We start from the raw sequence: 26,079 nt of genomic DNA, 5'->3' as shown, positions 1-26,079 counted from the left end.
TTGACCACGTTCAGGGCGTCGTAGCCCACGACGGCGTGTGCGTAAGAGGGCGCCTTCTTGTTGCCCCCTCCTCCTTGGCGCTCGCCTTCGGATCCTCTTCGGTGGTCTCCTCTTCGCCCTCCTCCGGCTCCTTCTTCACTCCCTGGGACTCTGCAACCAGCCCCCGGACCTCGTCGTAGAACTCCTCGTCATCGGTCCCGGCGTTCTCATCACCGTTCTCGACGCTCTCATCATCGGCCCCGGAGCCCTCCTCAGCCTGGACGCCCCAGGAATCACTGGGCGCCAACGGCGTGTAGAACACCCGATGACGCTCGGAATTGCCCTCGATCAGCACTTCCTCATCGGAAATGAACTTGGAGACGTCGTCGCCCCCCAGGATGGTCATCTCCCCTCTATGACAGGCCTCCCACGCGGACTTCCGGAACTCCTCGTAGAACGCTTTGAAGTCCTGAGCACGCCCCGCGTAGTAGAGCAGTTCCGGTGGCTCCTTCGGGGCGCATACCTTCTTCACCACCTCACGAAGTGTGGGCCCGTCCCCCTCACGCTCCTCCTGGTAGAGCAGAACGCCCGCCTGCTCGGACTCGCCCAAGCCCTCGGAACCCCTCCACGGCTCTCCGTCGAAGCCCTCGAAGAAGTCCATGAACCTCTCGGCCAGGTGTGGGCCGTACTGCTCGTGTTCCTTCTCGCCCCCCGGGGGAGGCGGGTTGTGGGCGATGGCCACCGCGGTCGCGTGGGCGGGCAGGCCCTCCTCCGAGTCGCCGTCCTTCCAGGAGGCCCCGTGCCGGGCCCAGTAGGCGGCCTGCTCGGCGATCCGGCTGTTGGAGGGCGCGATCGGGAAGTAGAACCCGCTGTGCCCCCAGGGCTCGGACAAGGCCACGTCGTCGTAGGTCGCGGTGGTCCCCACGATCGGGATGAAGGCCTCCGAGATCTTCTGTATGGCGGTGCCGTTGGGGACCAGGCTCTGCCCGAAACCGACCGCCGCGATGGGACGGTCCATACCCGACCGTTCGTTCCTCGCCCTTCTGACGATCTCCTCCGCCGTGGTCTCGGCGTGTGCCCAACCCTCACCCGCGTTGCCCAGGAGCAGCTTGATCATGGGCCTGTCCCCGGGGTCCTCGTTGTGCTCTCTCTGCGCCAGGGCCATCCCGAAAAGTTCCCCTTGGACCCCGGCGAGGGCGTAGTCTTCCTTGCCTTCCTTGCCTTCCTTGGTCGAAGCGCTCATGTCCGCCATGTGAGCGATCGTGACGTAGGATTCTCCGCTCTTGTCGACCTCCTCGTTCTGCTCCCGGATGAGTTCGATGACACCGTCCAGCCGACCATGGAACCTGACTTCGCCATAGGTCACCCCGACGCATTCCTTGGCGCCCGGACCACCCGATGAACGGTCGACCCTGAAGATGCCCCGTGGTTTGGTCACCCCTTCACCGACGCAGAATCCCATCTTCGTCTGAAGGGGGTTCACGACCTCCTGAGAGAAGAGCACGAGCGCGACGACCACGGCACATCCTCCGAGCGCACGGGTCGCCCAGGCGGATCGGGTCGGGACCCAGGCGGGCGGGGTGTGCCATCTCCGCTCCCGGGCCTCCCGGGCCAGAGGCGCGACCTTCGTCGTCAGAACCCGGGAGACACCGAGCGTTCCGGCCAGATGGCGATCGCGAAGCCACGCGCGGACCTCTCGTGAGGTCTTGGCGGACCCGTCGTACTCGGGCAGGTGACCGTACCTGGCACTCTCGATCGACTCCGAGACCAGCGCGGGGCGCTCACCGTCACGGATCTGGACCAGCAGTAGAGGGTCGGGAAGCGCACGCCGCAGACGCTCGTCCTCGATCAGGCGGACGAGGTAACGACCGACCGGGCCGAGCTCACGCTGGTCGTAGATCAGCACCGGACGCGCGTCCCGCGCACCACCTCGCCACAGCGATGAGGCCCCGTAGAGGCGGTGAAGGTCGTCGAGCAGAGCACTCACGGCGATCCGGTGGGCGGGGGGAGGAAGCGTCCCCTTCTCCCCCCTGCCGGCTCCGAGCCTTCCCGTATCACGGTCGGGGTGGTGAAGTTCGTTGAAGAGGTGAAGGCCCAGGACCCGGGAACGGCCGAGACGACCCGTCCCGGTTCCGTCCGAGCTCTTGCGCGCCCCCTCGTCCAACGTGCTCCGGTAGTCGCCGAGCCACAGGTAGGGGCGCCAGGGGAGGAAGAAGAAGAACACGGTGAGCAGGTACACGGCGGCCAGGAGGAACCCGGACGCCAGGGAGACGAGGTCGTTGAACCGCTGGGCGACTTCGTTGAGCCGCTGGGCCGCCAGGCCGAGGAAGGCGAAGGGGGTGGCGGCCACGATGAGGGAGACCAGGAACGAGAGTGGGGTGAGGAGCTTCTCGTCGAGCAGGCCGAAGGTCGCCTTCTCGGACACCCGTGTCACCCACCGGGAGACGGCCGTGGCGCTCCACGCCGCCCTGCGCCAGTGCACCAGGGCGCGTTTGTACAGGAGCGTCCAACGTCGCCCCCTCCCGTCGTCGGTGGACGAGGAGGCCTCCTCCAAGGCCCGGTCCCGCTGTTCGACGGCGGCCTCCAGGCGCGTCTCGCGCAGCCTGCCGATCACCTCGATCTGTGAGCGGCTGTCATTCTCCAACCGACGGTCCGGGACTCCCCGGCCACCGTCGTCCTCGTTCGAGCCGAGGCCGCAACGGTGCAGCCACAGGAGGGAGTGCAGCCGGGGCAGCCGGGGTGAGGGCGGGAAACGACGGCGCCGTGGCGGGACGAGCTCCTTCCGGCCCTCCTCGCTCCGCGTCCAGGCGAAGCCGCCGTCCACCAGGCTCCCGATCAGCTCGTAGAGCTGGTCGGTGGTGACGTCGGCCTCGGGACCCTCCCTCTCTCCGGGAGGAGGGGCGAGGGCCGGACGAACGACCTCGTCCGGCGCGGGTCGAGACCACCGGGACAGCAGACGCGACCGCCGGAGGGAGGCTCTCTTCGCGGGTCGAGACCGGGAGGGGTTCTCCGCGCCCTCTTCGTCCTTCTCCTCGACCTCGGTGTCGGCGGTCGGACCCCCCAGGGGCAGGGTCCAGACCGGACCGACCGCACAGCTCTCCACGAGCATGCTCTGGACCCTCGCGCGGTCGGAGTCCCGGTCGAGGACCAGGTCGAGCACGGGAGGGGGCTCGGCGAGGTCGCCGCGTTGGAGGGCGCCACGCTCCGGAACGTGACGACGGGTCGCGCGGGAGGCCATCCTGCGCAGGGCCCGGTCGCGGCTCCGGGACGGACGCCTGCGCAGTTCGTCGAAGATCTGAAGGAAACGAGGCCTGTCCTTCGAGGCCCCCAGGGTCCTCACGGGACTCCGCTCATCGGACTTCCGGTCGGTCACGTCACACCCCCTCCTCCGCGATCGTGGCGCTCGTCACCTTCAGCGGAGGCCTTATTAGACAGCAGGGGTGCCCGATTCGCACCTAATGGACATGAATAACCATTGGCCTATATCGGCCAGAGCCATCGATTGTGACGATCCCTTACATCGGTCACGTTTTCTCACGCCCCTGATCCCCGCCCTGACCGGCGGTATCACCCGCCCCACCACTACCCTGATCGGTGTGACCGAGATTCAGATTCCCGCGAACCTGCTGCCCGCCGACGGCCGTTTCGGGAGCGGCCCCTCCAAAGTCCGCGCCGCCCAACTCGATGCCCTCGCCTCCTCCGGAACCCACTACCTGGGCACCTCTCACCGGCAGAAGCCGGTGAAGTCCCTCGTGGGTCGGGTCCGCGCCGGCGTGCGCGACCTCTTCTCCCTCCCCGACGGCTACGAGGTGGTGCTCGGCAACGGCGGCACCACCGCCTTCTGGGACATCGCCGCCCACGGCCTACTGCGGTCCAGGTCCCAGCACCTGGCCTTCGGCGAGTTCTCCTCCAAGTTCGCGAAGGTCGCCGGAGGCGCCCCCTGGCTGGAGGAGCCCACGGTCATCTCCACCGACCCCGGCAGCCACGGCGAGGCCGTCGCCGAGGCCGGTGTGGACGTGTACGCGCTCACCCACAACGAGACCTCCACCGGTGTGGCCGCGCCCATCAAGCGGGTCGCCGGCGCCGACGAGGACGCCCTCGTGCTCGTGGACGCCACCAGTGGCGCGGGCGGTCTGCCCGTCGACATCACCGAGACCGACGTCTACTACTTCGCCCCGCAGAAGAGCTTCGCCGCCGACGGCGGCCTGTGGATCGCGATCATGTCGCCCAAGGCGCTGGCCCGGGTCGAGGAGATCGCCGCGAGCGGTCGCTACATCCCCGAGTTCTTCTCGCTGACCACGGCGGTCGCCAACTCCGCCAAGGACCAGACCTACAACACCCCGGCCGTGGCCACCCTGCTGCTCCTGGCCGAGCAGCTGGAGTGGATGAACGACCAGGGCGGGCTGAAGTGGACCGTGGCGCGCACCCACGAGTCCTCCTCCATCCTCTACAACTGGGCCGACCGCACCCCGGTCACGTCGCCGTTCGTCACCGACCCGGCCAAGCGTTCCCAGGTGGTCGGCACCATCGACTTCTCCGACGAGGTCGACGCCGCCGAGATCGCGCGGGTCCTGCGCGCCAACGGCGTCGTGGACACCGAGCCCTACCGCAAGCTGGGCCGCAACCAGCTGCGCGTGGCCATGTTCCCGGCGGTCGAGCCCAGTGACGTCAACGCCCTCACCGAGTGCGTCGACCACGTCCTGACCAGGCTGTCCTGAACCGGTCCCACACCATTGGAGAATGGAGGCCGACCCGCCGCACGTGGGTCGGCCTCCTCATCTCACTTCCGCTCATCGCTTGTCTGGACGGTTCGACTGTGCGCAGGAACAAGAAGGAACCCCCCATCAAGATCATCTCCCACCGGGGCGCCTCGGGTCATCGGCCCGAGCACACCCTGGCCTCCTACGAACTGGGGGCGAGGCACGGTGGCGACTTCATCGAGATGGACCTGGTGGCCACCAAGGACGGTCACCTGATCTGCCGCCACGAGCAGGAGATCGGCGACACCACGGACGTGGCCGACCGTCCCGAGTTCGCCGACCGGCGCACCACCCGGACCATCGACGGCCACACGGTGGAGGGTTTCTTCGCCCAGGACTTCACCCTCGCGGAGATCAAGACCCTGCGCGCGATCGAGCGCATGGGGAAGATCCGCCCCGAGAACGCGGTCATGAACGGCGTCTACGAGATCCCGACGCTCCAAGAGGTCATCGAGCTGGCCTTCTCCCTCACCAAGGAGCTGGGGCGCCCGATCGGGATCTACCCCGAGACCAAGCACCCCGCCTACCACGTGTCCCAGGGCCTGGACCTGGAGCCGCCGCTGATCGCGGCGCTGCGCGAGGCGGAGCTGGTCGGCGAGGAGCCGAAGGTGCCGGTCTTCCTCCAGTCCTTCGAGGCCGAGAGCCTGCGCCGGCTCGCCGAGACCGGGGTCCCCCTCGTGTACCTGATGGGCACCGAGGAGCACTGGCTGCACTACACGACGCCGGACGGTCTGGCCGAGGTGGCGACCTTCGCGCACGCCATCGGCCCGCACAAGAGCCTGATCGTCCCCACCGACGAGGAGGGCGCTCTGGGCGAGCCCACCGACCTGGTGGAGAACGCCCACGCGGCCGGTCTGCTGGTGCACCCCTACACCTTCCGCAGCGAGAACCACTTCCTGCCCACCGACCTGCGCTCGGACGGCGACCCCAAGGACTACGGGGGTTTCGCCGCCGAGTACGAGATCTTCTTCGAGGTCGGCGTGGACGGGGTGTTCACCGACTTCTCCCGGCACGCCTTCCTGTGCCGCGAACACTTCCTGGACCCCCAGCCCGTCGACTAGCTCGCCCGGGGAGGTCCCCCGGGGCCGGAGTCGGCCCCGGGGGACCTCATCGGGCGTCACTGCACGTCGAACTCGTTGCCCTCGGGGTCCCGCATGGTCACGTGCGAGGCCCCGGGCTCCTCGACCTCGGCGACCACGGTGGCGCCCAACGCCTCCAACCGGGCCACCTCCTCCGCGCGCCGTTCCGGCCCCACGCGCAGGTCCAGGTGCACGCGATTCTTCACCGTCTTGGGCTCCGGCACGCGCTGGAAGAGGACGCGTCGCCCCAGCCCGGCCCCGGTGAACCCGTGCACCGGGTCGTCCGGGTGCCGGATCACCGAGATCGCGACCCAGGCCTTGCGCCCGTCGAGGAGCGTGTAGTCGTCCTCCCCGGCCAGCCCTTGGGCCACCACGTGGTCGATGAGGGCGCTGTTGTCCTCGCGTTCGTAGCCGAGAGCCTCGGCCCAGAACCCCGCGAGCGCGATCGGGTCGGCGCAGTCCATGACGATCTGGTAGTCGAGTGCCATCGTTTCTCCCGCGATACGTGAGCGACGGATGCGCCGCTCCCTCGCCCCCGTCCTACCCGGAGGCACCGACGTTCCGGGCTCAGCCGCGCCGGGCCAGCACCACGATGCCGCCGATCAGCACGACGGCCACGGCCGCGCCGCCCAGGATGAGCGGAAGGGCCCCGATCGAGGTCCCGGCCCCGGCGCTCTCCGGCTCCTCGGCCTCGTCGCTCGCGGCGGCCTCCTCCTCGACGGCGACCATCTCGGGGAGCTTTCTCCCTTCCAAGGGCACCCGCCAGACCGGGGAGTTCATCCCTTCGGTACCCGCCATCAGCGCCGTCCCGTCCGGGGTGAAGGCCACCGACTCGCCCTGTTCCATCTCCGGCAGGTCGAAGGAGCCCAGGGAGGACCCAGGGACCCCGTCGGAGGCGTCGTAGATCGTCACGCCCCAGTAGGTGCGGATCGCGTAGCGGGTGCCGTCGGGGCTGAACGCGGCGTCGGTGGCGAACAGCGGGGCCGAGTCGATCCGGGACAGGACGTTCCCACCCTCGGGGTCCAGGTTCTCGGGTGCCGCGTACACACCGCCCGCGAACTCCTTGGACACCACGTAGAGCCGGCCGTCGCGCGGGTCGATCATCATCCCCTCGGCGTCGCGGCCGCCGTCCTCGTAGGTGAAGGTCAGCACCGACGGGTCCAGGGTCACGTCGGCCAGGACCTCGGGTTCGACGAAGTGGTACACGCGGACCTCGGTCCAGCCGCCCGCGAAGTTGTCGCCGATGTCGCCCACGAACACCTCGGGCTCCCCGCCCGGGCCTTGGGCCAGACTGATCGCCTCCCAGTCCCGCAACTCCACGTTCAGGGTGACGGTGGCGAGGGTCTCCCCCTCCTCGTTCACCGCGAACACCTCGGGCAGGAAGTCCCCGCTGTCGTTGTGGGTCCACCACACGCCCTCATGGCGAAGCGAGGGGGCGATCCCACTGGACTCGGCGATGCGCTCGTCCTGGAACTCGAAGGCGATCTCCGACCCCTCCGGGCCCTCGCCTCCACGCGGGTAGTCCAGGCCGCCGGTCCCGTCGTCGGGGGCCTCCGGATCGGCCGAGGCGGGGGCTGCGGGCGCGAGGGCGAACAGGGCCGCCGCGGCGAGGGCGAGAGGTCTTCTCATGCCCGCCATCCTGCCAGGGGATCCGACGGGGGGCTTGTACCCGGGTGCGAACGGGCACATTCGCTTACAGAGCACCGTAAGGAGAGACTCCATGAGGATCGTCGCCTGTCTCAACGGTGATCGCCGGCCGGGCGCCCACCCCTCGCTGCCCGTGTCCGTCGACCAGATCGTGGCCGACGCCCACGCCGTGGTGGAGGCGGGCGCGACCGCGATCCACGTCCATCCGCGCGATCCCGAAGGGGCCGAGTCACTGGAACCATCGGTGGTGTCCGCGCTGATGGAGCGGCTGCGCGCCGACGGTCCGGACGTCCCGGTGTCGTTGACCACGGCGTTGTCGGCCGAATCGGACCCTTGGAGACGCTACGACCTGGTGCAACGGTGGGCGTCCCCGGCCTTGCCCGACTCGGTTTCGGTGAACCTGCACGAGGCCGGTTCGGTGGATCTGGTCCATCTGTTGGGCGACCGCCGGGTGGCGGTCGAGGCCGGGGTGTGGACGGTGGAGGCGGCCCGCATTCTGATCGCCACGGGGCTCGAGGTGGCGTCGGTGCTGGTGGAGCCGACCCAGGTCGGGGTCGATGACGCCCGGCGCAACGCGGAGCGGATCGAGTCCCTGCTGGACCGGGCGAAGGTGACGGCGCCCAGGACCCTGCACGGTTCGGACGCCACCGCCTGGCCCATGTTGGAGACGGCCCTGGACATCGGCCACGACATCCGGATCGGGCTGGAGGACACGATGCGGCTTCCGGACGGCTCGGAGGCCTTCGACAACGCGGCCCTGGTGGCCCACGCCGTCGGGTTGGCCGCCGAGTCCTCTTAGAGCTCCGCGATCCGTTCCTCCAGGCGCCGCTCCGTGGCGGTGAGGGTGTCGATCCGCTCCCGGACCGCTTGAAGGCGCTGTTCGTACAGGGCGACGGCCTCGGCGCAGGCGGGCTCACGGACCAGGTCCAGTTCCAGGCAGGCCTGGAGCTCTTGGACGTCCTCCGAGGTCAGTCCGGACTCCAGCAGGAGCCGGATGTTGCGCACCCGCTCCACCGCGTCGGCGCCGTACTCCCGGTAGCCGTTGGCGGACCGTTCCGAGGCGAGCAGGCCCCGCTGTTCGTAGTACCGCAACGACCGCGGGCTGGCCCCGGTGCGTTCGGCGAGCTCTCCGATCCGCATGCCGTCCCCCTCTCTCCTCGAACCGGACGCCAGTCTACGAAAGGGTGTCCTCCCGTACCGTTCCGACCTGACCGGACGTGGGGAAACGCCGGACGGAGAGCGCCATGGCGACGAAGGCGAGCAGGCCGATCGCGGTGGCGGTCGCGGCCACCCCGGCCCCTCCCTGGGAGGAGACGACCACGCCGCCGAGCGCTCCGGCCACGGCCGTGCCCACGTAGAGGCCGCCGGTGTTGAGGGCCAACGCCTCGGTCCCCTCCTCCCCGGCCAACCCCAGCAGCCGTGCGCTCATCGGCGCCGCGAAACCCCAGGCGGCGAACCCCCACAGCGCCAGCACGGCGGCCAGGGTCCACACGGGGACCGCTCCCCCGCCGAGGTACCCGAGCGCGGCCAGGGTCAGGCTGGTCGCGATCATCCCGGCGAAGGAGACGAGCAGGACCCGGTCGGCGCCCCACCGGTCGGTGGCCCGACCGCAGACCATGGTCCCGACGGCCCCGGCCGCGCCGACGACGGCGATCAGGGGGGCCAGAGCGACCCCTCCGGCGCCGGTGAGGTCGCGGGTCAGGGGCGCGATGTAGGTGTAGACCATGAACCCGCCGCTCGCCCCCATGACGGTTCCGAGCACACAGGTCAGGATGGCCGGTCTCCCCAGACTGCCCAGTTGGTGCCGAAGCCCGGCCTCCGGCGCCCCGTCGAGGGCGGGCAGACGTGAGGCGGCGATGGCGAGGACCGCACCGGTGAACAGGGCCACGGCCAGGAAGGTCGCGCGCCAGCCGAAGAGGGAGCCCAGGAGGGAGCCGATCGGCACTCCGAGGAAGAGGGAGACGGTCAGCCCGGCGGCCACGGTGCCGACCGCGCGTCCGGTGTGCTCCGGCGCGACCAGTCGGGCCGCCATGGAGAAGGCCACCGGGGTGAGCACCGCCGCGATCAGGGCGGCGACCACCCGCATCACCAGCAGGGACGCGTAGCCGGGGACGAGCGCGGTCGCGAGGTTGACGCACGCGAACAGGGCGAGCCCGGTCAGGAGGAGGGCGCGGCGGGGCAGCCGGGCGGTGGCCACGGCCAGCACGGGGGCGGCCACGGCGTAGGTGATCGAGAAGACCGTCACCGCCTGTCCGGCGGCGGCGACCCCGATGTCGAGGTCGCGGGCGATGGCGGGTAGAAGGCCGGCGATGACGAGGTCGTCGGTCCCGACCGCGAAGGCGACCAGGGCCAGGTACCAGGGTGCTCCCGAACGGAGCGTGTGCGAGGACATGCCGGCACGCTAAAAGCCTGACACCTGTGTCAAGGTCAAGCCGGGGGACGCCGGCCGGACCGGTTCAGCCGAAGAAGGAGCCCAGGACCACGATCAGCATGATCGTTCCGAGCACCACGGGCAGCAGCCAGCGCTGCTTGCGGTTGTTGGTGAGCATGCTCATGACGTGCCCCGCTCCGGTGCTCGTTGGGATTCGCCACCCCAGGTTAGCCCCAGGGTCCGGGCGGTCCGGCAGGGGTCCGACCCGTGCCTTCCTGTCCGAAGGGCCCCGAACCTCATGGCCGGGCGGATCCTCACGGTCTACGCGGGATCGCCGAGCACCGGACGTGATCAACCACACCGCCCCCGAACACTCGTGGGCTCTGCGCGACCTCGACCGCCCCCTGTGGGCACGATCGTCCGCTCCGGTGACCCGGGAACGGCCACCGGGGGAACGCGGCTCTGTCGATGACGCGTCGCCGGTGAGGGGCGCGTGTTCGGCGTGGAAAGGTCGCCCGCGAGGTCCCACGAAGGGTTCCGATGTCCCTCGATCGGCGCTTGGTCCCACCGAGCGGTTAAAGTCCCCTTCGTCGACGTTGAGAGAAGAGAAGAACGGAACCGGTTCGTCTATGAGATCGCTGAACGGAACGGCGCTCTGCGTCGCTTCGGTTCTCCTTCTTTCCGCCTGTGGGACCCCCATGGAGGCGGTGCGCCACGACACCGACACCGAGTACTTCCGGCCCCCTCTGACCCTGCGGGATCTGGCCGCGGTCGAGGAATTCCTGGCGGAGAGCGGACGGGTCGTGGAGGAGGATCTCCTGGTCTCCTCGGACGGAGCGGTGGCTGTTCTCGCGGACGAGGTCGTCTCCGTGGCGATGGACCCCGTGGAGGAGGTCTGGAGTTACCCGGCCGAGGACGTCACGGATGTGGGGGTGACCGCCGATGGGGCCTCCGTCGTCGTCGAGTACCGCGAAGCGCTGGGGCCGATCGAATCCGTGTGGACGGTGGTGCTCGGCTCGAAGACCGGGAACGTGCTGGATTCGCACCGCTCGTGGGGTTCGGCTTCGGAGGGCATCGGTGAGCTGACCGAGGACTCCAGGGTCCTGGTCGAGCAGGACACCGTCGTGACCTTCTCCTCGTTGGCCGGAGCCGAGGCGCTATGGGAGCGGGATCTGAGCGAGGCGTGCGCCTCCGGAGACCCCCGAGAGGTCAGGGTGGCCACTCTGGAAAGGAGAGTGCTGGCCTCGTACGCGTGCCCGGGCGAGGGGACGGTGCACGTCGAGGCGTTTCACGCCGCGTCCGGGGAGACGTTCTGGGAGCGTTTCTGGAATGGCGACTCCGTTCCCGAGGTTCAGCCTTGGCTATCCAAGGAGGTTCCCGGCGACGGTGTCGAGCCCGTGACGACGATGTTCGCCGACGGCGCCACCGGTCGGACTTCGATTCTCACTCTCCGGGAGAATGGCTACGCCCCCGAGGTGCTCGACCCGTGGAGGGCGATCCCGGATCTGAACGAGTTCATCGAGAAACCCCTACTGGACATGGATCCGACCCCGGAACGGATCATCTTCACCGACGATCGGAACATGACCGAGAATCTTCTGATCGTTCGTTCGATTCACGCGCTCGTCGAGGACGAGAGCGTCCCCTTCTCCGAGGACGACGTGGACGAGAGCCTCAAGATCGAGGGTGAGCTCGCCGAGAATCCTAGGCAGTGGAATATTTCTCCAGAGGCCTACGTCTTCCCCTTGAGGGATGAGATCGAGATCGCCCTGTTCTGACCTGCCGCCGAGAGCCCCGACGCACGGGGACCTCTCTTCCGCTATCGGGGACGGAGGCCTTACGAGGCAAGGGTTCCGGTGGCGCCGGGGTTACCCTGTCAGCCCTACCCCCTGCACGAAGGCCGGCACAGTGAACGAACCCGTGATCGACACCGCCACCGCGCACTCCGCCCGAGTGTGGAACCACTGGCTGGGCGGCAAGGACAACTATCCCGCCGACCGCGAGGTCGGCGACCACATCAGGGAGATCTTCCCGGGCATCGTCACCGCGGCCCGCGCCGACCGGGCCTTCCTCGTCCGGGTCGTCACCCATCTGGTGCGCGAGGCCGGGGTCCGCCAGTTCCTGGACATCGGCACCGGCCTTCCCACGGCGAACAACACCCACGAGGTCGCCCAGGCCCTGGCCCCCGAGTCCCGTGTCGTCTACGTCGACAACGACCCCCTCGTGCTCTCCCACGCCCGTGCCCTACTCACGAGCGTTCCCGAGGGGACGACCCACTACGTCGACGCCGACATGCACGAGCCGGAGAAGGTTCTGGCCGCCGCCCGGGAGCACCTGGACTTCACCCGGCCGATCGGGCTGACCATCATGGGCACCCTCGGCCACATCGCCGACGACGCCACGGCCCGCTCCCTGGTGCGGGCCTACGTGGACGCCCTCCCCTCCGGTAGCCACTTCGCCGCCAACGACTCCACGAACACCTCCGCGGAGGTCGTCGAGGCCGCCGAGCACTGGAACGCCAACAGCGCCGCTCCGATGCACCTGCGCTCTCCCGAGCGCATCGAGGAGTTCTTCGACGGCATGGAGCTGTTGGAGCCCGGCGTGGTCTCGGTGTCCCGCTGGCGCCCGGACACGACCGACGCCGGTGTGCCCGAGCACGTCGACCAGTACGGCGGGCTGGCCCGCAAGCCCTGACCTCGGGCTCCACCCATGTCCGCTACCGTCCGGACGTCTCCCAGGAGCGGACGGCGCGGTAGCGGCTCTCTCCCACACGGCGGCTCTCGACGAGGTCGATCCGGTCGGAGCGCCAACCGGCCCGGGGCGGCGGGCCCAGTGTGCGCAGGATCCGCTCGGTGACCAGGGGCGGGCGGGCGCGGGCCAGGGTCAGGTGGGGAACGAAGGGCCGTGACTCGACCCGGACCCCGGCCGATCGGGCCGCCTCCCGTAGCCCGTCCACCAGCCCGATGAGGTGCTCCCCGGTCACCCCCGCCCAGACCACGGAGGCGCGCGGGGCGCTCAAGGGGAAGACCCCCCAGCCGTCGAGGGAGAGGTCGAGGGGTGGATATCCGTCGAGGACGTGGTCGAGGGCCTCGAGGAGGCCGGGCATGAGGGCGCCGTCCACCTCGCCGAGGAAGAGCAGGGTGAGGTGCCATTCCTCCCGTCTGGTCCACTTGGCCTCCGGCACCCGCCGTCGGACGTGCCGCACCGCGCGGTCCAGGGTCTCGACGACCTCCGGGGAGGGCCACAGCGCGACGAACGACCTCATGCTCTCCTCTTTCTCCACCGCTCGACCCCGAGTAGGGTCTTCGAGTCCCTCCCACCTTTCCAGTGAGCAGCCCTCATGTCCGTTCTCATCTGCGTTTTCGTCGTGCTGACCGTGGCCGCCATGGTCCGGATCGCCGCCGGCTTCGGTTTCGCCCTCGTCGCGGTCCCACCGTTGGCGCTCCTCTTGGACCCGGTGAGCGCGGTCGTGGTCGCGGCGACGCTGGCGGTGCCGTTGAACCTGTGGGTCATGGCGCGCGACCGCGCGCACGTCGACCGGAGAGGGGCGTCACTGCTGGTGGTGTGCACCCTGGCGGGTGTCCCGTTCGGGTTGTGGGCGCTCAACGTCCTGTCCGAGTCGACCCTGTTGACGCTGATCGCGGCGTCGGTGGTGGCGGGGACCCTGCTGGTGTGGCGCCGGGTGCGGGTCCCGGGCGGGATGGTCGCCGTGGCGGGCATGAGCGCGTTGTCGGGCGCCTCGTTCGCGGCGACGGCGATCGACGGACCGATCCTGGTGGCCGGCCTCCAGGGGTCGCGGTTGGCCGACCTGGCGCCTCGGGTCCAGCGGGCCACGCTCGCCGTGGCGTTCTCCGCGACGAGCGTGGCGACACTGGTGGGTTTCGTGTTCGGCGGTCAGTTGACTCCGGAGGTGGGCGGGCTCGTCCTCTCGGGCGCCCCCGCCCTGCTGATCGGCACGTTCATCGGAGAACGGCTGTTCCGGAAGTTGGACGCCGAGCTCTTCCGTCGCACGATCCTGGTGCTGCTGTTGGTGAGCTCGGTGTCCGTGGTGACCCGTGTGGTCACCGCCTGACCGTTCTCTCGTCCTCGTCCTCGTCCTCCGCGGTCGACGGCTTCTCCGGAGGACGTGGCGTCTCGGGGATCACCTCGTCCGTGGGGGCATCCAGGGTGCGCGCGGCCCCGTCCGTTCCGGTCGGTTCCGGGCCCGTCTCCCCCTTCTCGGGGACCTCGACGGTCGCGGCGTCGGACTTCCGGGACAGCAGGTCGCGCACCCTCACCTCCTTGACCCGCATGAGCAGGGCGGAGAGCACCCCGACCACCAGGACCGTCACCACACCGCCGACGATGAGGCTGACCCGGGGGCCGAAGGCGTCGGCGAGCAGGCCCACCACCGGAGCCCCGATCGGCGCCACGCCCATGAAGACCAGCAGGAACATGCTCATCGCCCGTCCCCGCATCCTCGGGTCGACGCTGAGTTGGAAGGTGGCGTTGAGCGTGGTCACGTAGGTCATGAAGAGCACGCCCATGGGCACCAGGACCACCACGAAGGACACGTAGCCCGGCATGAGGCCCGCGAACACCTGGGCCGCTCCGAACCCCATCGCGCCGATGAGGACCAGCCGCAGCCGGGGGTGCTCGCGTCGGGCGGCCAATAGCGCGCCGGCCAGAGCACCGACCGCGAGCGCGGCCGCCGCCACGCCGAAGGCCTCGGCTCCGTTCTCGAACACGTTGTTGACCACGAGCGCGATCTGGTTCTGGCTGTTGGCTCCGAAGAACTGCACCGAGGCGGCCAGGATCAGCAGCAGGACGAGGTCGTGTCTGCCCCCGATGTAGCGCAGGCCCTCGCGGATCTGCCCCTTGCCACGCGGTACGGGCTCGGTGGGGTTGAGCTCGGCCGTGCGGATCATGGTCAGGGCGACGATCGTGAAGGCGAACGAGGCGCCGTTGATCATGAAGACGGGGCCGCTGCCGATGGCGGCGATCAGCAGACCGGCGATGGCGGGGCCGGTGACCCTGCCGAGCTGGAAGCTGGCGCTGTTGAGGGCGATCGCGTTGGGCAGGAGCTCACGGTCGACCATCTCCGGCACGAAGGCCTGACGCCCCGGGTTGTCGAGCACGGTGATCATGCCCAGCCCGAAGGCGAAGAGGTAGACGTGCCAGACCTGGGCCGCGCCCAGGGTGGCCAGGACACCGAGGCCCACCGCGAGCACGCCCATGGCGGACTGGGTGAGGATCAGCAGTCGGCGCTTGTCGAAGCGGTCGACCATGGCCCCGCCCCAGAGCCCGAAGAACAGCATCGGCAGGAACTGGAGGGCGGTGGTCATGCCCAGCGCGATCCCGCTGCCGCCGCTGAGCTGGAGGACCAGCCAGTCCTGGGCGATCCTCTGCATCCAGGTGCCGGGGTTGGAGACCAGTTGACCGAGGGCGTAGATCCGGTAGTTACGGACACCGAGGGAACGGAACATCGCGATTCGTCGCATCATCCCCTCCCCGCGGGAACGTGTCCGTGGAGGGAGGCTGAAACCACCACCGCGACGGTGGTGTGAGGGGCGAGAAGAAGTAAACGGCGTTGACTCATCACTCGAGCCAACGCCGTCCACAGTCGTTCTCATTCCCCCGACACACGGGTTCGAGCCCGATGTGCCGGAGGGAACACCCTGGTGATTCGGGAGGAATCAGCCGATCAGCGCATAGATCGGCGCCTCCGCGAAGTGGATCAGGAAGACCACCGAGATCAGCCAGAGCAGCGGGTGCACCTGGCGGGCGCGACCGGTCACCATCATGACGAAGGCGTAGGCGATCAGACCGAAGCCGATGCCGTTGGCGATCGAGTAGGTGAACGGCATCATCGTGATCGCCATGAACGATCCGATGGCGATCGCCGGGTCCTTGAAGTCGATGTTGGTGACCTGGGTCAGCATCATGAAGCCCACCATCACCAGCACCGGGGTGGCGGCGTGGAACGGGATCAGGCTGACCAGCGGGGTGAAGAACGCCGCGATCACGAACATGAAGCCGGTGACGATCGGGGCCAGACCCGTACGGGCTCCCTCCGCGACACCCGCCGCGGACTCGGCGTACAGCGTGGCGACCGAGGCCGAACCCATACCGCCCAGGACGGTGCCCAGGGAGTCGGCGACCAGCACCTCGCGGGTGCCCTCGATGTTGCCGTCCTCGTCGGCCAGGTCGCCCTGACGCGCGACGCCGACCATGGTGCCCATGGTGTCGAAGAAGTCGGCCAGCAGCAGGGTGAAGATCAGCATCAGGACCGTGGCGATCCCGACGTCCGACCAACGCGCGACGATGTTGAAACCACCGTCGGTGAAGAGGAGGAACAGGGAGACGTCGGGCATGGCGACGACGTCGCCGAGGCTGCTCGGCAGGCTCGGGACGATCGCGCCCCAACCGAGACGGTCGCCGCCGTCGCCGAAGACCGCCTCGACGATGATGGCGAGGACCGTGGTGATCACGATGCCCAGGAGCAGGGCGCCCCGGACCTTGCGCACGTAGAGGGCGATGCTGATCAGCAGGCCGATGACGAAGATCAGGATGGGCCAGCCGTTGAGGCCGCCGTTACCGAGCTGGACCGGGGTGCCCTCGCCCGCCTGGACGAAGCCGGCGTTGGCCAGACCGATCATGGCGAGGAAGAGGCCCACACCGACGGCGATGGCCACCTTGAGCCCGGGCGGGATCGCCGCGAAGACCGCGGTGCGGAACCCGGTGAGCACGAGGATCAGCAGGAAGATGCCCTCGACGATGATCAGCAGGAAGACGTCCGCCCAGGGCATGAGGGGCGCGATCCCGTAGGCGACGACCGCGTTGAGCCCCATGCCCGCCGCGATGGCGAAGGGGTAGCGGCTGACGATGCCCATGAGGACGCAGGAGATCGCGGCGACCAGGGCGGTCATGGCGGCGACCTCGGGGATCCCGAGCAGGTCGCCGTTGACGTCCTCGGCCGTGCCGAGGATCAGCGGGTTGAGGACCACGACGTAGGCCATGGCGAAGAAGGTCGCCAGACCACCGCGGATCTCGGTTCCGAGGGTGGAGCCCCGTTCCGTGATCTTGAAGTAGGCGTCCAGGGGCCCCGCAGGGGCTCTGCGGGTGTCCGAGGAGGAGGGAGTTGGTGCGTTCACGTCATCAGCCTGACCTGGTCGTGTTACGGGACAACGAGGATTCGGGGCCAGATTAGTTGCATCTTCATACAACCCGGGACACACCTTTCGCACGAGATTCATAGGAATCGCCATATGGTCGGATGACCTGCTCATGGGATGTGACCAACGCATCTCCGCTCCGACCTCGCGGTACGGTCCACCTCACTCCCCCGAAGGCCGCACCGGATAGCCTGAGGCCGTGCGTACACCTCGCCGGCCCGACCCGGAAGTTCACGAAAGCGACTACCGAGTGCCGGCCGCCATCGGCACCATCGCGTGGGCGGTCGCCCTCGTCGTGCTGCTCGCCATGGGCGACGGGCTCCCCGCCTCGGAACGGTGGTGGATCGGCGTCTGTGTGACCGGAATCGCCCTCGGTGTCTTCGGTTTCCTCTACATCCCCCGTCTGTTCCGTAAGCGGGAGAACGCGGCGGAACGCGCCGCCGATCGGGCCGAACGTCGAAGCGGAACCTCCTGACTCACACCCTCGCCACCACCGGGGCACCGCCGGCCTGACCGATAATGGGCGGGTGTCTGAGACAGAATTCCCACGCGCTCTCGCCGACCGCCTCCGCGGCATCCTCATCGATGCCGACTACACGGTGTCCGGGGTCCGCGATCGCCTCGGCGACGCCGCGGCCAAGGCCCTGGCCCGCGAACAGCTGGTGCCCGCCCTGCGCGCCACCGGCGGGGAGGAACGTCTCGGGCTGCTCCTTCGCCTGTGGTGGCTGCGCAGCCCCATCCCGCTGCGCGCCGCCGCCGCCATCCTTCCCGTGGACGAACTCGTCCGGACCGGGCTGGTCACCGTCGACGAGGGCCCCGAGGGCCCGGTCGTGCGCGCCCTGGTCCACCTGGGCCCGTGGGAACTGGAGGACGACCGTCCCGGCTTCGTGGTCTCCGACCCCAAGGTGCGTCCGGGCAGCGGCGACGTCCCCGGTCACGACCACGTCGTCGGCGCGGGCGGGGCCTCGGCCAACCTCTCCCGGTTGATGGTCGACGGGCCCTTCGAACGCGCCCTGGACCTGGGCACCGGCTGTGGTGTCCAGGCCCTGCACCTGGCCTCCCGGGCCCAAGAGGTGGTCGCCACCGACCTCAACCCGCGCGCCGTGCGCCTGGCCGGGATCAGCCTGGCGCTGTCCGGCATCACCGACGCGCGTCTTCTCCAGGGGTCCCTGTTCGAGCCGGTGGAGGGCGAGCGCTTCGATCTGATCGTCTCCAACCCCCCGTTCGTCATCACCCCGGAGACCGCCAGATTCACCTACCGCGAGTCCGACCTTCCCGGCGACACCGTCTGCGCCGAGCTGGTCCGCCAGGCACCGGCCCACCTCACCGAGGGCGGCTGGGCCCAGTTCCTCGCCAACTGGACGCACACCGACGGCGACGACTGGGCCGACCGCGTCGGCGGATGGATCACCGGCACCGGCTGTTCGGGCTGGGTGGTCCAGCGTGACGTCCAGGACCCGGCCGAGTACGTGGAACTGTGGCTGCGCGACTCCTGCGAGCACGGCACCCCCGAGTACACCCGCCGTTACGACGCCTGGTTGGACTACTTCGAGCGCGAGGGCATCAAGGGCATCGGTTTCGGCTGGATCAGCCTGCGCAACGACGTCGCCCAGGACGCCACCGTCCGGGTGGAGGAGCTGCGCCACGAGGTGGAGCAGCCGGTCGGCCGCTACCTTCCCGACGTCGTGGACGGGGCTATGACCGCCCACCGTCTCACCGACGCGGCGCTGCTGTCCGCCCACGTGGCGCTCGCACCGGGCGTGATCGAGGAGCGTGTGGCCGTCCCCGGGGCCCCCGACCCGGAGAAGATCCTGCTCCGCCAGCGTGAGGGCGCCCGTCGTGTGGCACGGGTCGGAACGGTGGAGGCCGCCCTGGCCAGCGTCTGCGACGGCACCATGCCGGTGGGGCCGCTGCTCGACGCCATCGCCGAACTCATGGGCGAGGACCCCGAGATGATCCGCGAGCGCACCCCCGAGGCTCTGCGCACCCTCATCTCCGAGGGCTTCTTCCGGGTCGCCCGCTGATCACGAGGGGCCTGGTGATACCCCTCCCGACCGGGTCCGGATAGCGTGAACGCATGACCGCCGCTCCTCTCGCACGTGTGCACGCGCTCACCGTCCATCCCGTGAAGGGGTGCGCGGGCCTGACCCTGACCACCGCCCGACTCACCCCCGCCGGTATCGCCCACGACCGCGAGTTCATGGTGGTGGACGACGCGGGGACCTTCCGCAGTCAGCGCAAGGACCCTCGGATGGCGCGGATCGTCCCCGGCCTCTCCTCCGACGGCTCCCGGCTCTCACTGTCCATCGACGGACACACGCCCGTGGAACTGGAGACCGTCGTCGAGGGGCCCCGTCTGGACGTGACCATGCACGGAAAGCCGTTCCAGGGCGTCGACCAGGGCGACGAGGCCGCAGCGTGGTTGACGGAGACCCTGGGGACGCCGAGCCGTCTGGTGCGGGTGCCCTCCGACCACCGGCGTGTGACCGGCGGCCTGATCGCGGGCACGGCCGGTTTCGCCGACGGCCACGCCGCGCTGATGACCTCGTTGTCCTCGCTGGACCTGCTCAACGAACGCGTCCTCGCCTCCGGCGGCTCCCCGGTGCCCATGGAGCGTTTCCGCCCCAACATCGTGGTGTCGGGCTGGGACGATCCGCACACCGAGGACCGGGTGCGCTCGGTCCGCGTGGGCGGGGCGGAGCTCGGCTACGCCAAGGTGTGCGTCCGCTGCGCGGTCACCACCGTGGACCAGACGACCGGAGTGCGCTCCGGCCCCGAGCCGCTGCGCGCCCTGGCCGGCTACCGTCGGGTGGACACGGGCGGTGTGGCCTTCGGGTCGAAGTTCGCCGTGACCGCCCCCGGGACGGTGTCCGTGGGGGACCCGGTGGAGGTCACCGCCTGGGACGACCCCGAGGAGGGCCTGGGAGAGCGGCTCCTCGCCGCCCTCGGCTGAGACTCGCCCCTACTCCAGGTCGACCTCGGTGAGCAGCCGCGCGGCGGCCGAGGGGTCGCGCAGGACGGCCGCCAGCAGGTGACGACGCGACCATCGTCCGGCCCGCAGGGCCAGCGCCCGGGCCAGCCCCTCGGTCCCGGAGGCGTGCACGGTGCCGTCTCCGACGTACCAGTCCACCTCGACCCCGTCCACGACGAGCCTCTCGTGGTGCAGGTAGGTGCGGTCGGCCCGTTCCGCGTCCGCGAGGAACGGCTCCATCTCGTCCGGCACCGCCCTGACCCGCCCGGCGGAGGTCACCTTGCCCACGACGATCTCCGAGGCCAGGTCCAGGTCGAGCACGTCGGCGAGGCGTTCGGCGACCTCGGTGGCGGCCAGGACGACCGGCCGCTCCTCCAACAGGGGCAACAGGTCGGGTGAGTCCACCACCACGACGTCATCGGCGTCGGCGACCACGATCCGTCCCTCGCCGACCGCCCGCACCAGGGTGGGCGGTGAGACCAGGTCGGCGTCGACGTCGGCCAGCGCCGTCCACAGGCGGCGCAGGGACGCCCGGTCGACGTGCCGCTCCGGATCGGCCATGCGGGCCAGCAGGTCGTCGGGCCCGTCCGGGTCGGCGAGCAGTTCCTCCAGCGAGGTCCGCACCCCCAGGGCCCGGGCGAACTCCGGGTCCACCTCGGCGGGCACCTCGTCGTAGAGTCCGCGCAGCGCCGGATCGGCGTCGGCGGTGCGCAGCTCCACCGGCGCGTGCCCGCCCAGCAGCGCCCTGCTCCGCAGCCACCAGGCGGTGTAGGAGGGCAGGTCCACGACCCGACCGTCGGGCATGAGCAGTCGGGCCGGTTCGGTGACGGCCTCGCGCAACGGCCCCGTGGCCAGCATCTCCAACGCCCGGGGCCAGGCGTCGTCGGCGATGTAGTCCAGGTCGGCGACGCACACCAGCTCGGGGACGACGGGGGGCAGGTCCGGATCGCCGAGCCGTTCGACGACCTCGTCCGCCCACTCCTCCAGCCCGTCGGGCCCGCCCTCGCCGGCGGTCCCGTCGAAGGCGGACGCCGGGTCCTCCCCCAGGGCCACCTCCTCGGCGCGGAGCACGGTGAGCTCCCAGACGGCCCCCACGGCGCGCAGGGCGTCGATCCCGTGGCGGTGGACGAGGTCCTCGTGCACGGTCCCGAAGGGCGCGTCCTCGGCCAGCAGGTCGGCGAGCGGGGCGCCGGGGACGAGGAGCTCGGCGGCGATCGAGTAGCCGTCCTCGTCGTCGCGCAGGGCCAGCTCGGAGAGCCAGGGAAGATCCTCGACCGTACTGCCGGAGGCGGCGACCAGGTCCAGGACCGCCTCGGCGATCGGCTCGGGGTCATCGGCGTCCAGCGAATCGCGTACCGCCGCCTCGGTGCGGGGGTCGGCCAGCACCGTGGCGGCTCCGGCCTCCACGGCGCCCAGACGCAGCAGGAGCGGATGCGCGGCCTCGGGGTGGACCACCCGCACGCCCAGCGTCGCCAGGGCGCCCGGGTCGATACGGGTTCCGTCGGCGTCGGTGGTCTCGGTCCAGTCGTCGGTCGGCGACAGGAGCGAGCGCGGCCCTCGAACCAGGCGACCGTCGGCCAGCGGCACCGGCAGGGCCCCGAGTTCGTCGAGGTCGGCCCCACCGGTCCCGGCCGCGGCCAACGCCGAGTAGAGCGAGGCCCACCAGGCCGGCGGGCGTTGGACGTCGGCCAGCAGGTCGGCCAGGTCGGCCAGGCCCAGGCGGCGCACCCTCAGAGAGGCCGGTGCCGGATGGCGGGGGCTCAGGTCCCCCGACAGCAGCGGCGGAACGAGTTCGGCGAGCCGTTCGACGAGCTCCGGAGAGCTCGAGGAGCCACCGGTGTCGAGCAGGACCGCGTCGCGCGGGGCGATCGGATGCCCTGCGGCGGTGGCCAGGAACGGGGTGTCCTGGAGCGGTTCGGCGACCCTGGCGCGGAAGACGGCGTCGATGGCGCCGCCGCCCACCCGGGTGGCCGGGACCAGGTCCAGGGCGGCCCCTGGGGCGAAACGGCGCAGCAGGGCACAGTAGGCCTCGGCGGCCTCCATGAGCAGCAGGTCGGTGGCGGCACCGGGACGCACGGCCCGCCGGTCCGATCCCAGCGGGAAGGTGCCGATGAGGACCGCGGGCAGGTCGAGTTCGGTGTCGGTGGGTGTGGGCGCGTGCACGACGCTCTCGACGTCGGCGGGCAACGCGCCGATTCCGCCGTCCTCGTCGACGGGGACCGCCCAGGTCAGCGACCACGAGGTGCGTTCGCGTTCCTCGGTGGGCCGTTCCTCCAGGTGTCGGGGGTCGAACTCCCCGGCACGTTCGATGACGCGCCAGTGCGTGACCCGCGTGCCGCCCCCGTTCCGGTGGGTCGTGATCAGGTCGCCGCCGACGGCCTCGTCGCCGTCCTCACGGGTGAGGACGCGTTCGACGCCATCGACCACCACCCGCACCTCGGACAGCCCGCCCAGGGCCAGCATGAGCGCCTCCCCGGTGCGGTCCAGAAGCTCCCGAACGCGCTCACCCGAGCGTTCGTCGCGGAGCACCAGGGTGATGACCGTGTCGTATCCGCCCTCGGGGTGTTCGGGGCTGACGTCGGCCGGGAAGGGCAGCCGCAGCATGGGCACGTGGCCGGAGCGGCGGGCCACCTCGTCGGCGAGGTCGGCGTGGGTGCCGTCGGCGTCGACCAGGTCGGCGAGCACGGCCCTGGCGCGTTCGGCGCTGAAGTGCACGGCCGAGCCGGCGGAGTCCACGATGACGTTGTCGCTGAGCGCCACCACCGCGGAGAACCCGACCCCGAACCGCCCGGCGGAGCCGTGATCGTCGCGTTTGGCGGAGGCCCGCAGAGTGGCGAGCGACTCCACCCCTTCGACGGTCAGGGGCTCGCCCGTGTTGGCCACGGTGAGGCGATCCCCGTCCAGGGCCAACAGGAGGCGCCCGGGCACCCCGGCCCGACGGGCCGCGTCGGCGGCGTTCTGGGCCAGCTCGACGACCACACGGTCGCGGTAGCCGCCCAGGCCGAAGTCCTCCTCGGCGTTGGCGTCCTCCCGAAAGCGCGCGGGGGCGTCCGCCCACGCCGAGAGCACACGTCTGCGCAGTTCGGCGGTGTCGTAGGGGTCGTTCGCCACGGGGTTCACCGGCTCGGCCATGATCGTCTGCTCCTCGCGCGGGTGCGCGTTCCGGTCGGTCCGGCGCGCGGACGCGCACGGGCCCGGCAAGGTGAGTGTGGTGGACAGCTCGACCCTAGCCCACGCGCGGCCGGAGACGGCCTCGGGCCGGGACATGGCGTGTACGCGTCAGGGCCCCGTCGCGAAGGCGACGGGGCCCTGTTCCGGGTCCTGGTGGATCGGCCCGTCGTGGCTCAGGAGTCGGAGGTGACCAACTCCAGCTCGGCGGTGTCGTCGAAGACGATGTGGTCGTACCCCATCTCGTCGACGACCGGCGCGACCGGCTCGTTGCGCGGGCCGGGTCGGCGTACTTCGGAGTGGGCTCCACAGCCGTGGTCGAGCGAGACGACCTTGCCGTCGTCCGGGGCGTACTCGTTGGTGCACACACCGAACATCTGGCGCAGCTCCCCGGCGAGCGGGGTCATGAAGCCACAGGTGCCGCACCGTGCGGGGGCGGCCGTGGCGATCGGACTGCGCGGGCCGGCGTCGCCGTTGTACCAGCGCTCCGCGGCCTGTTCACGGCCGGTCTCGGAGAGGACGTGGCGTCGGCCCAGGCCGAGCTCCCACACCATCTGCTGGTCCATGCCCTCGGCGTCGAGTTCGCCCTCGGGCACCTGCGTGTAGCCGGGGACGAGTCGTTCGTCGTCCTCGTCGGTGGGGAGAAGGTCCCCGACACCGACGTCGCCCGGGCGCAGTCGCTCCTTCCAGGGCACCCACGCGGGCGCGGTCAGCGCGCCCTCGCCCGGCAGCAGGACCACCTCGTTGACCGTGACCTTCTTCGCGCGCGAGGCGCGCACCACGGTCACGGCGTAGGTCCACCCCGGGTAGGCGGGGTCCAGGCACTCGAAGTAGTGGGTGACCAGGCGTGTGTCCTCGACCTGGGCGGTGAGATGCTCACCCACCCATTCGGGTCGCCCGACCTCCGCCGCCACCGAGCGGGCCAGATCCACCGCGTCGATACATGCCTTGTCCGGTACAGGAGAACGTCGAGAAGGGCTCACGTTCCCCATTCTCACTGATCGGGGGCACCGATTTGACCACAACGAGGGTCAAGGTTCGTCCGATACACCGTCCGAGCCGGGTCCGACAGGCTCATGGACCTACCGGAAACACCCTGGCCACCGCGTTCTCCGCGTGTCGCACCGGGTCCGGAACGGTGTCGTGGCGGGGACCGGAACGTCCCCGCCACGACACGGCCCTAGGCCTCCAGGTCGTCCGCGACCACGCGCAGGACCGCCGCCACACGGGACGCCTCGCGTTTGTCGGGGTGGCGGCCCCGTCGGTAGCCGTTGGAGACGTTCTCCAGGAGTTTGATGAGATCCTCGGTGATGACCACCATCTCATCGGGCTTCTTGCGTCGCGCCTTGGCCACGGAATGCTGCGCGTCGAGCAGTTTCACCTGAAGGGCCTGCGCGCCCTTACGGCCCTCGGCCACACCGAACTCGACCCGTTGGCCCGGGCGCAGCGATGTGGTTCCGGGCGGCAGAGAGGTGGAATGGACGAAGACCTCTCCGCCGTCGTCACGGGTGAGAAAGCCGAAACCCTTGTCGCCGTCGTACCACTTGACCTTACCGGTGGGCACGGTAGAGACCTCATGCTTTCACTGGCGGGTGACGCGTGGGGAGGTGGAAACGGTGTCGTCCACCCTTTCCCCCCACCCCGGCGACCCCTGGTTTCCAAAGTCGGACACAAGGCTAGTACCCGGGCGCTTCCCAAAGCGAGAGGAAATGTGGCGGGGCCGATATGGCGGTACGTGAACGAGGCCCGGGGACGACTCACCCGGGCCTCGTCGACGTCGGCGTCGCCCCCGTCACCGCTGGTTGCGGAGTGTGGGACGGGACTCGGCGGAGTCGGGGGCGCCGTCGACAGGTCGGTGTCCTTGCTGGAGGCAGGTTCACCTGAAGTGACCACCGTGAAGCGAAAGCGGCGGTGTACCGAAATGACTACCCGAAGCCGCACGTACGGATGCACCGTAACGGGCCGACCGGAAAAGGTTATTCCCAGCGTTTGCCAAGCGATGACCCTCGGGCCTCCGACGCGGGGAAGGGGGACGGCCGGGTTCAGCGGCCGGCGCGATCGGCCGCGCGCGCGGATCGCGCGGCCTTGGGGAAGAGATAGAACACGCATACCAAGGAGGCGATACCCAGGGCCGGGACGCCCGTGGCGGGAAGGGCCTGCTGGATGTACTGGTCGATGAACCTGGCCTCGCCGTCCCACACGACCACGCCGACCGTGCAGGCCACCAGGGGCAGCCCCACCCCGACCCACTTGTCCTTGGCGTTCCACACGTGGCTGAGCAGGATGAGAGCGGCGCCGAGCACCCACAGGAAGGCGACGTCCCACCAGAGTCCGGTGAGCGTCAGCATGAGCAGGGCGATCGCCTCCGGAGCCCGGTGACGCACCAGGAGCAGACTGTTGCGCACCACCCCGGGCCTACGCGAGGTCCTACCGTCGAGGCGCTGGTCGGTCTGCCCGGGCCCCTCCAGGAGGGCGAGGATCCCCTGGCCGGGTCCGCCCCGCCAGGGCGGCGGCGGACGGTCCGCGTGCCTGGGTTTGGGCGGGATCATCTCGTCGTCCTCGAGGTCCATCTCCTGCCCGGTCAGTTCCTCCTGGACCAGGTGTTCCGGAGCTCCGAAACCTCGAAGGATCCGTCGCACGGTGTCGACATCGTCGTTGCCGGCCGCCTCTCGGCGCTCATCGATACGCGCGCGCAGGCTCGTCAGATAGGCCGTCCGCTCTTTCGCCGTGACACGACCGTGCAGCGCGAGTCCGACTTCCGAGAGATAGTCGAGTACCAATTGTTCCGAGCGCTGGGTCATGGCCCCATATTGGCCGACGACGAACCGCCTTTTAACCCCCACCCCTCTGTTTCGGATGTCCCATTCCCTTCCGATACGGCCGTCGAAGTGGGGGCGGACGACCTGGGAGAGGTCCGGCCGGGGAGCGGGTACACCGTCGATGGCCGGAT

At 70.0% G+C, this 26,079-nt stretch carries 21 protein-coding genes; 9 read left to right on the top strand and 12 right to left on the bottom strand.

Annotated features, from left to right (window positions below; genetic code table 11):
- Positions 1-10: 10 nt before the first annotated feature.
- A complete protein-coding gene (locus D451_RS0102180) occupies positions 11-3,352 on the bottom strand; it encodes a hypothetical protein (RefSeq protein WP_017533258.1) in 3,342 nt (1,113 codons plus the stop codon).
- Between the two features lie 223 nt (positions 3,353-3,575).
- Between D451_RS0102180 and serC the strand changes: the two genes are divergently transcribed.
- Both serC and D451_RS0102170 read left to right on the top strand, forming a co-directional pair.
- Positions 3,576-4,697, top strand: a complete 1,122-nt coding sequence (serC, locus tag D451_RS0102175) for a phosphoserine transaminase (RefSeq protein WP_014913366.1) — start codon at positions 3,576-3,578, stop codon at positions 4,695-4,697.
- A gap of 98 nt (positions 4,698-4,795) precedes the next feature.
- Positions 4,796-5,800 (top strand): glycerophosphodiester phosphodiesterase family protein, encoded by a 1,005-nt coding sequence (locus D451_RS0102170; protein WP_014910194.1) that lies wholly within the window; start codon positions 4,796-4,798, stop codon positions 5,798-5,800.
- A gap of 56 nt (positions 5,801-5,856) precedes the next feature.
- Here D451_RS0102170 and D451_RS0102165 read toward each other — a convergent pair whose 3' ends face one another.
- Positions 5,857-6,306, bottom strand: a complete 450-nt coding sequence (locus D451_RS0102165) for a VOC family protein (protein WP_014911579.1) — start codon at positions 6,304-6,306, stop codon at positions 5,857-5,859.
- Positions 6,307-6,385: 79 nt separating this feature from the next.
- Complete coding sequence (locus D451_RS0102160; protein ID WP_014913157.1) at positions 6,386-7,447, bottom strand: hypothetical protein; 1,062 nt, start codon at positions 7,445-7,447, stop codon at positions 6,386-6,388.
- Between the two features lie 91 nt (positions 7,448-7,538).
- Between D451_RS0102160 and D451_RS0102155 the strand changes: the two genes are divergently transcribed.
- The gene (locus D451_RS0102155) at positions 7,539-8,264 is read left to right on the top strand and encodes a 3-keto-5-aminohexanoate cleavage protein (protein ID WP_014908185.1); all 726 of its coding nucleotides are present in this window, start codon (positions 7,539-7,541) and stop codon (positions 8,262-8,264) included.
- On the opposite strand, the gene D451_RS0102150 is transcribed toward D451_RS0102155, so the two are convergent.
- Entirely contained in the window at positions 8,261-8,605 is a 345-nt protein-coding gene (locus D451_RS0102150; protein ID WP_017533257.1) for a MerR family transcriptional regulator, read from the bottom strand. The genes D451_RS0102155 and D451_RS0102150 overlap by 4 nt on opposite strands.
- A 34-nt stretch (positions 8,606-8,639) precedes the next feature.
- Complete coding sequence (locus tag D451_RS0102145; RefSeq protein ID WP_017533256.1) at positions 8,640-9,857, bottom strand: MFS transporter; 1,218 nt, start codon at positions 9,855-9,857, stop codon at positions 8,640-8,642.
- 407 nt (positions 9,858-10,264) lie between these two features.
- On the opposite strand from D451_RS0102145, the gene D451_RS0102135 reads away from it, so the two are divergent.
- Together D451_RS0102135 and D451_RS0102130 are read left to right on the top strand one after the other, a co-directional pair.
- Entirely contained in the window at positions 10,265-11,614 is a 1,350-nt protein-coding gene (locus tag D451_RS0102135) for a hypothetical protein (RefSeq protein ID WP_241463275.1), read from the top strand.
- A 130-nt stretch (positions 11,615-11,744) separates the two neighbouring features.
- On the top strand, positions 11,745-12,530 hold the full coding sequence (locus D451_RS0102130) for an SAM-dependent methyltransferase (RefSeq protein WP_017533253.1): 786 nt from the start codon (positions 11,745-11,747) through the stop codon (positions 12,528-12,530).
- 22 nt (positions 12,531-12,552) lie between these two features.
- Here D451_RS0102130 and thpR read toward each other — a convergent pair whose 3' ends face one another.
- Complete coding sequence (gene thpR / locus D451_RS0102125) at positions 12,553-13,101, bottom strand: RNA 2',3'-cyclic phosphodiesterase (RefSeq protein WP_017533252.1); 549 nt, start codon at positions 13,099-13,101, stop codon at positions 12,553-12,555.
- 75 nt (positions 13,102-13,176) lie between these two features.
- On the opposite strand from thpR, the gene D451_RS0102120 reads away from it, so the two are divergent.
- Entirely contained in the window at positions 13,177-13,908 is a 732-nt protein-coding gene (locus tag D451_RS0102120; protein WP_014908304.1) for a sulfite exporter TauE/SafE family protein, read from the top strand.
- Here D451_RS0102120 and D451_RS0102115 read toward each other — a convergent pair.
- Positions 13,898-15,316 (bottom strand): MFS transporter, encoded by a 1,419-nt coding sequence (locus D451_RS0102115; protein WP_036567672.1) that lies wholly within the window; start codon positions 15,314-15,316, stop codon positions 13,898-13,900. The genes D451_RS0102120 and D451_RS0102115 overlap by 11 nt on opposite strands.
- A 195-nt stretch (positions 15,317-15,511) precedes the next feature.
- A complete protein-coding gene (locus D451_RS0102110) occupies positions 15,512-16,969 on the bottom strand; it encodes an NCS2 family permease (protein WP_026124757.1) in 1,458 nt (485 codons plus the stop codon).
- A gap of 220 nt (positions 16,970-17,189) precedes the next feature.
- Between D451_RS0102110 and D451_RS0102105 the strand changes: the two genes are divergently transcribed.
- From D451_RS0102105 to D451_RS0102095, 3 genes are read left to right on the top strand one after another with little or no spacing between them, the layout of a single operon-like run.
- Entirely contained in the window at positions 17,190-17,465 is a 276-nt protein-coding gene (locus D451_RS0102105) for a DUF2530 domain-containing protein (RefSeq protein WP_026124756.1), read from the top strand.
- Between the two features lie 52 nt (positions 17,466-17,517).
- Positions 17,518-19,014 (top strand): DUF7059 domain-containing protein, encoded by a 1,497-nt coding sequence (locus tag D451_RS0102100; protein WP_014910585.1) that lies wholly within the window; start codon positions 17,518-17,520, stop codon positions 19,012-19,014.
- Between the two features lie 53 nt (positions 19,015-19,067).
- A complete protein-coding gene (locus D451_RS0102095) occupies positions 19,068-19,943 on the top strand; it encodes an MOSC domain-containing protein (protein ID WP_036567658.1) in 876 nt (291 codons plus the stop codon).
- A gap of 9 nt (positions 19,944-19,952) precedes the next feature.
- Here D451_RS0102095 and D451_RS0102090 read toward each other — a convergent pair whose 3' ends face one another.
- From D451_RS0102090 to D451_RS0102075, 4 genes are all read right to left on the bottom strand, one after another.
- Positions 19,953-23,093: a sacsin N-terminal ATP-binding-like domain-containing protein gene (locus D451_RS0102090; RefSeq protein WP_026124754.1), complete on the bottom strand. Its 3,141-nt coding sequence runs from the start codon at positions 23,091-23,093 to the stop codon at positions 19,953-19,955.
- A gap of 212 nt (positions 23,094-23,305) precedes the next feature.
- Entirely contained in the window at positions 23,306-24,061 is a 756-nt protein-coding gene (locus tag D451_RS0102085; RefSeq protein ID WP_026124753.1) for a DUF3027 domain-containing protein, read from the bottom strand.
- Between the two features lie 248 nt (positions 24,062-24,309).
- A complete protein-coding gene (locus tag D451_RS0102080) occupies positions 24,310-24,693 on the bottom strand; it encodes a cold-shock protein (protein WP_026124752.1) in 384 nt (127 codons plus the stop codon).
- A 478-nt stretch (positions 24,694-25,171) separates the two neighbouring features.
- The gene (locus D451_RS0102075; protein WP_014912661.1) at positions 25,172-25,930 is read right to left on the bottom strand and encodes a hypothetical protein; all 759 of its coding nucleotides are present in this window, start codon (positions 25,928-25,930) and stop codon (positions 25,172-25,174) included.
- Positions 25,931-26,079: the final 149 nt, after the last annotated feature.

Origin of the sequence: Nocardiopsis alba DSM 43377 (assembly GCF_000341225.1) — a bacterium.
Classification (GTDB): Bacteria; Actinomycetota; Actinomycetes; order Streptosporangiales; family Streptosporangiaceae; genus Nocardiopsis; species Nocardiopsis alba.
The sequence above is the reverse complement of the archived record's forward strand: the minus strand, read 5'-3'. Positions and strand labels throughout refer to the sequence as shown.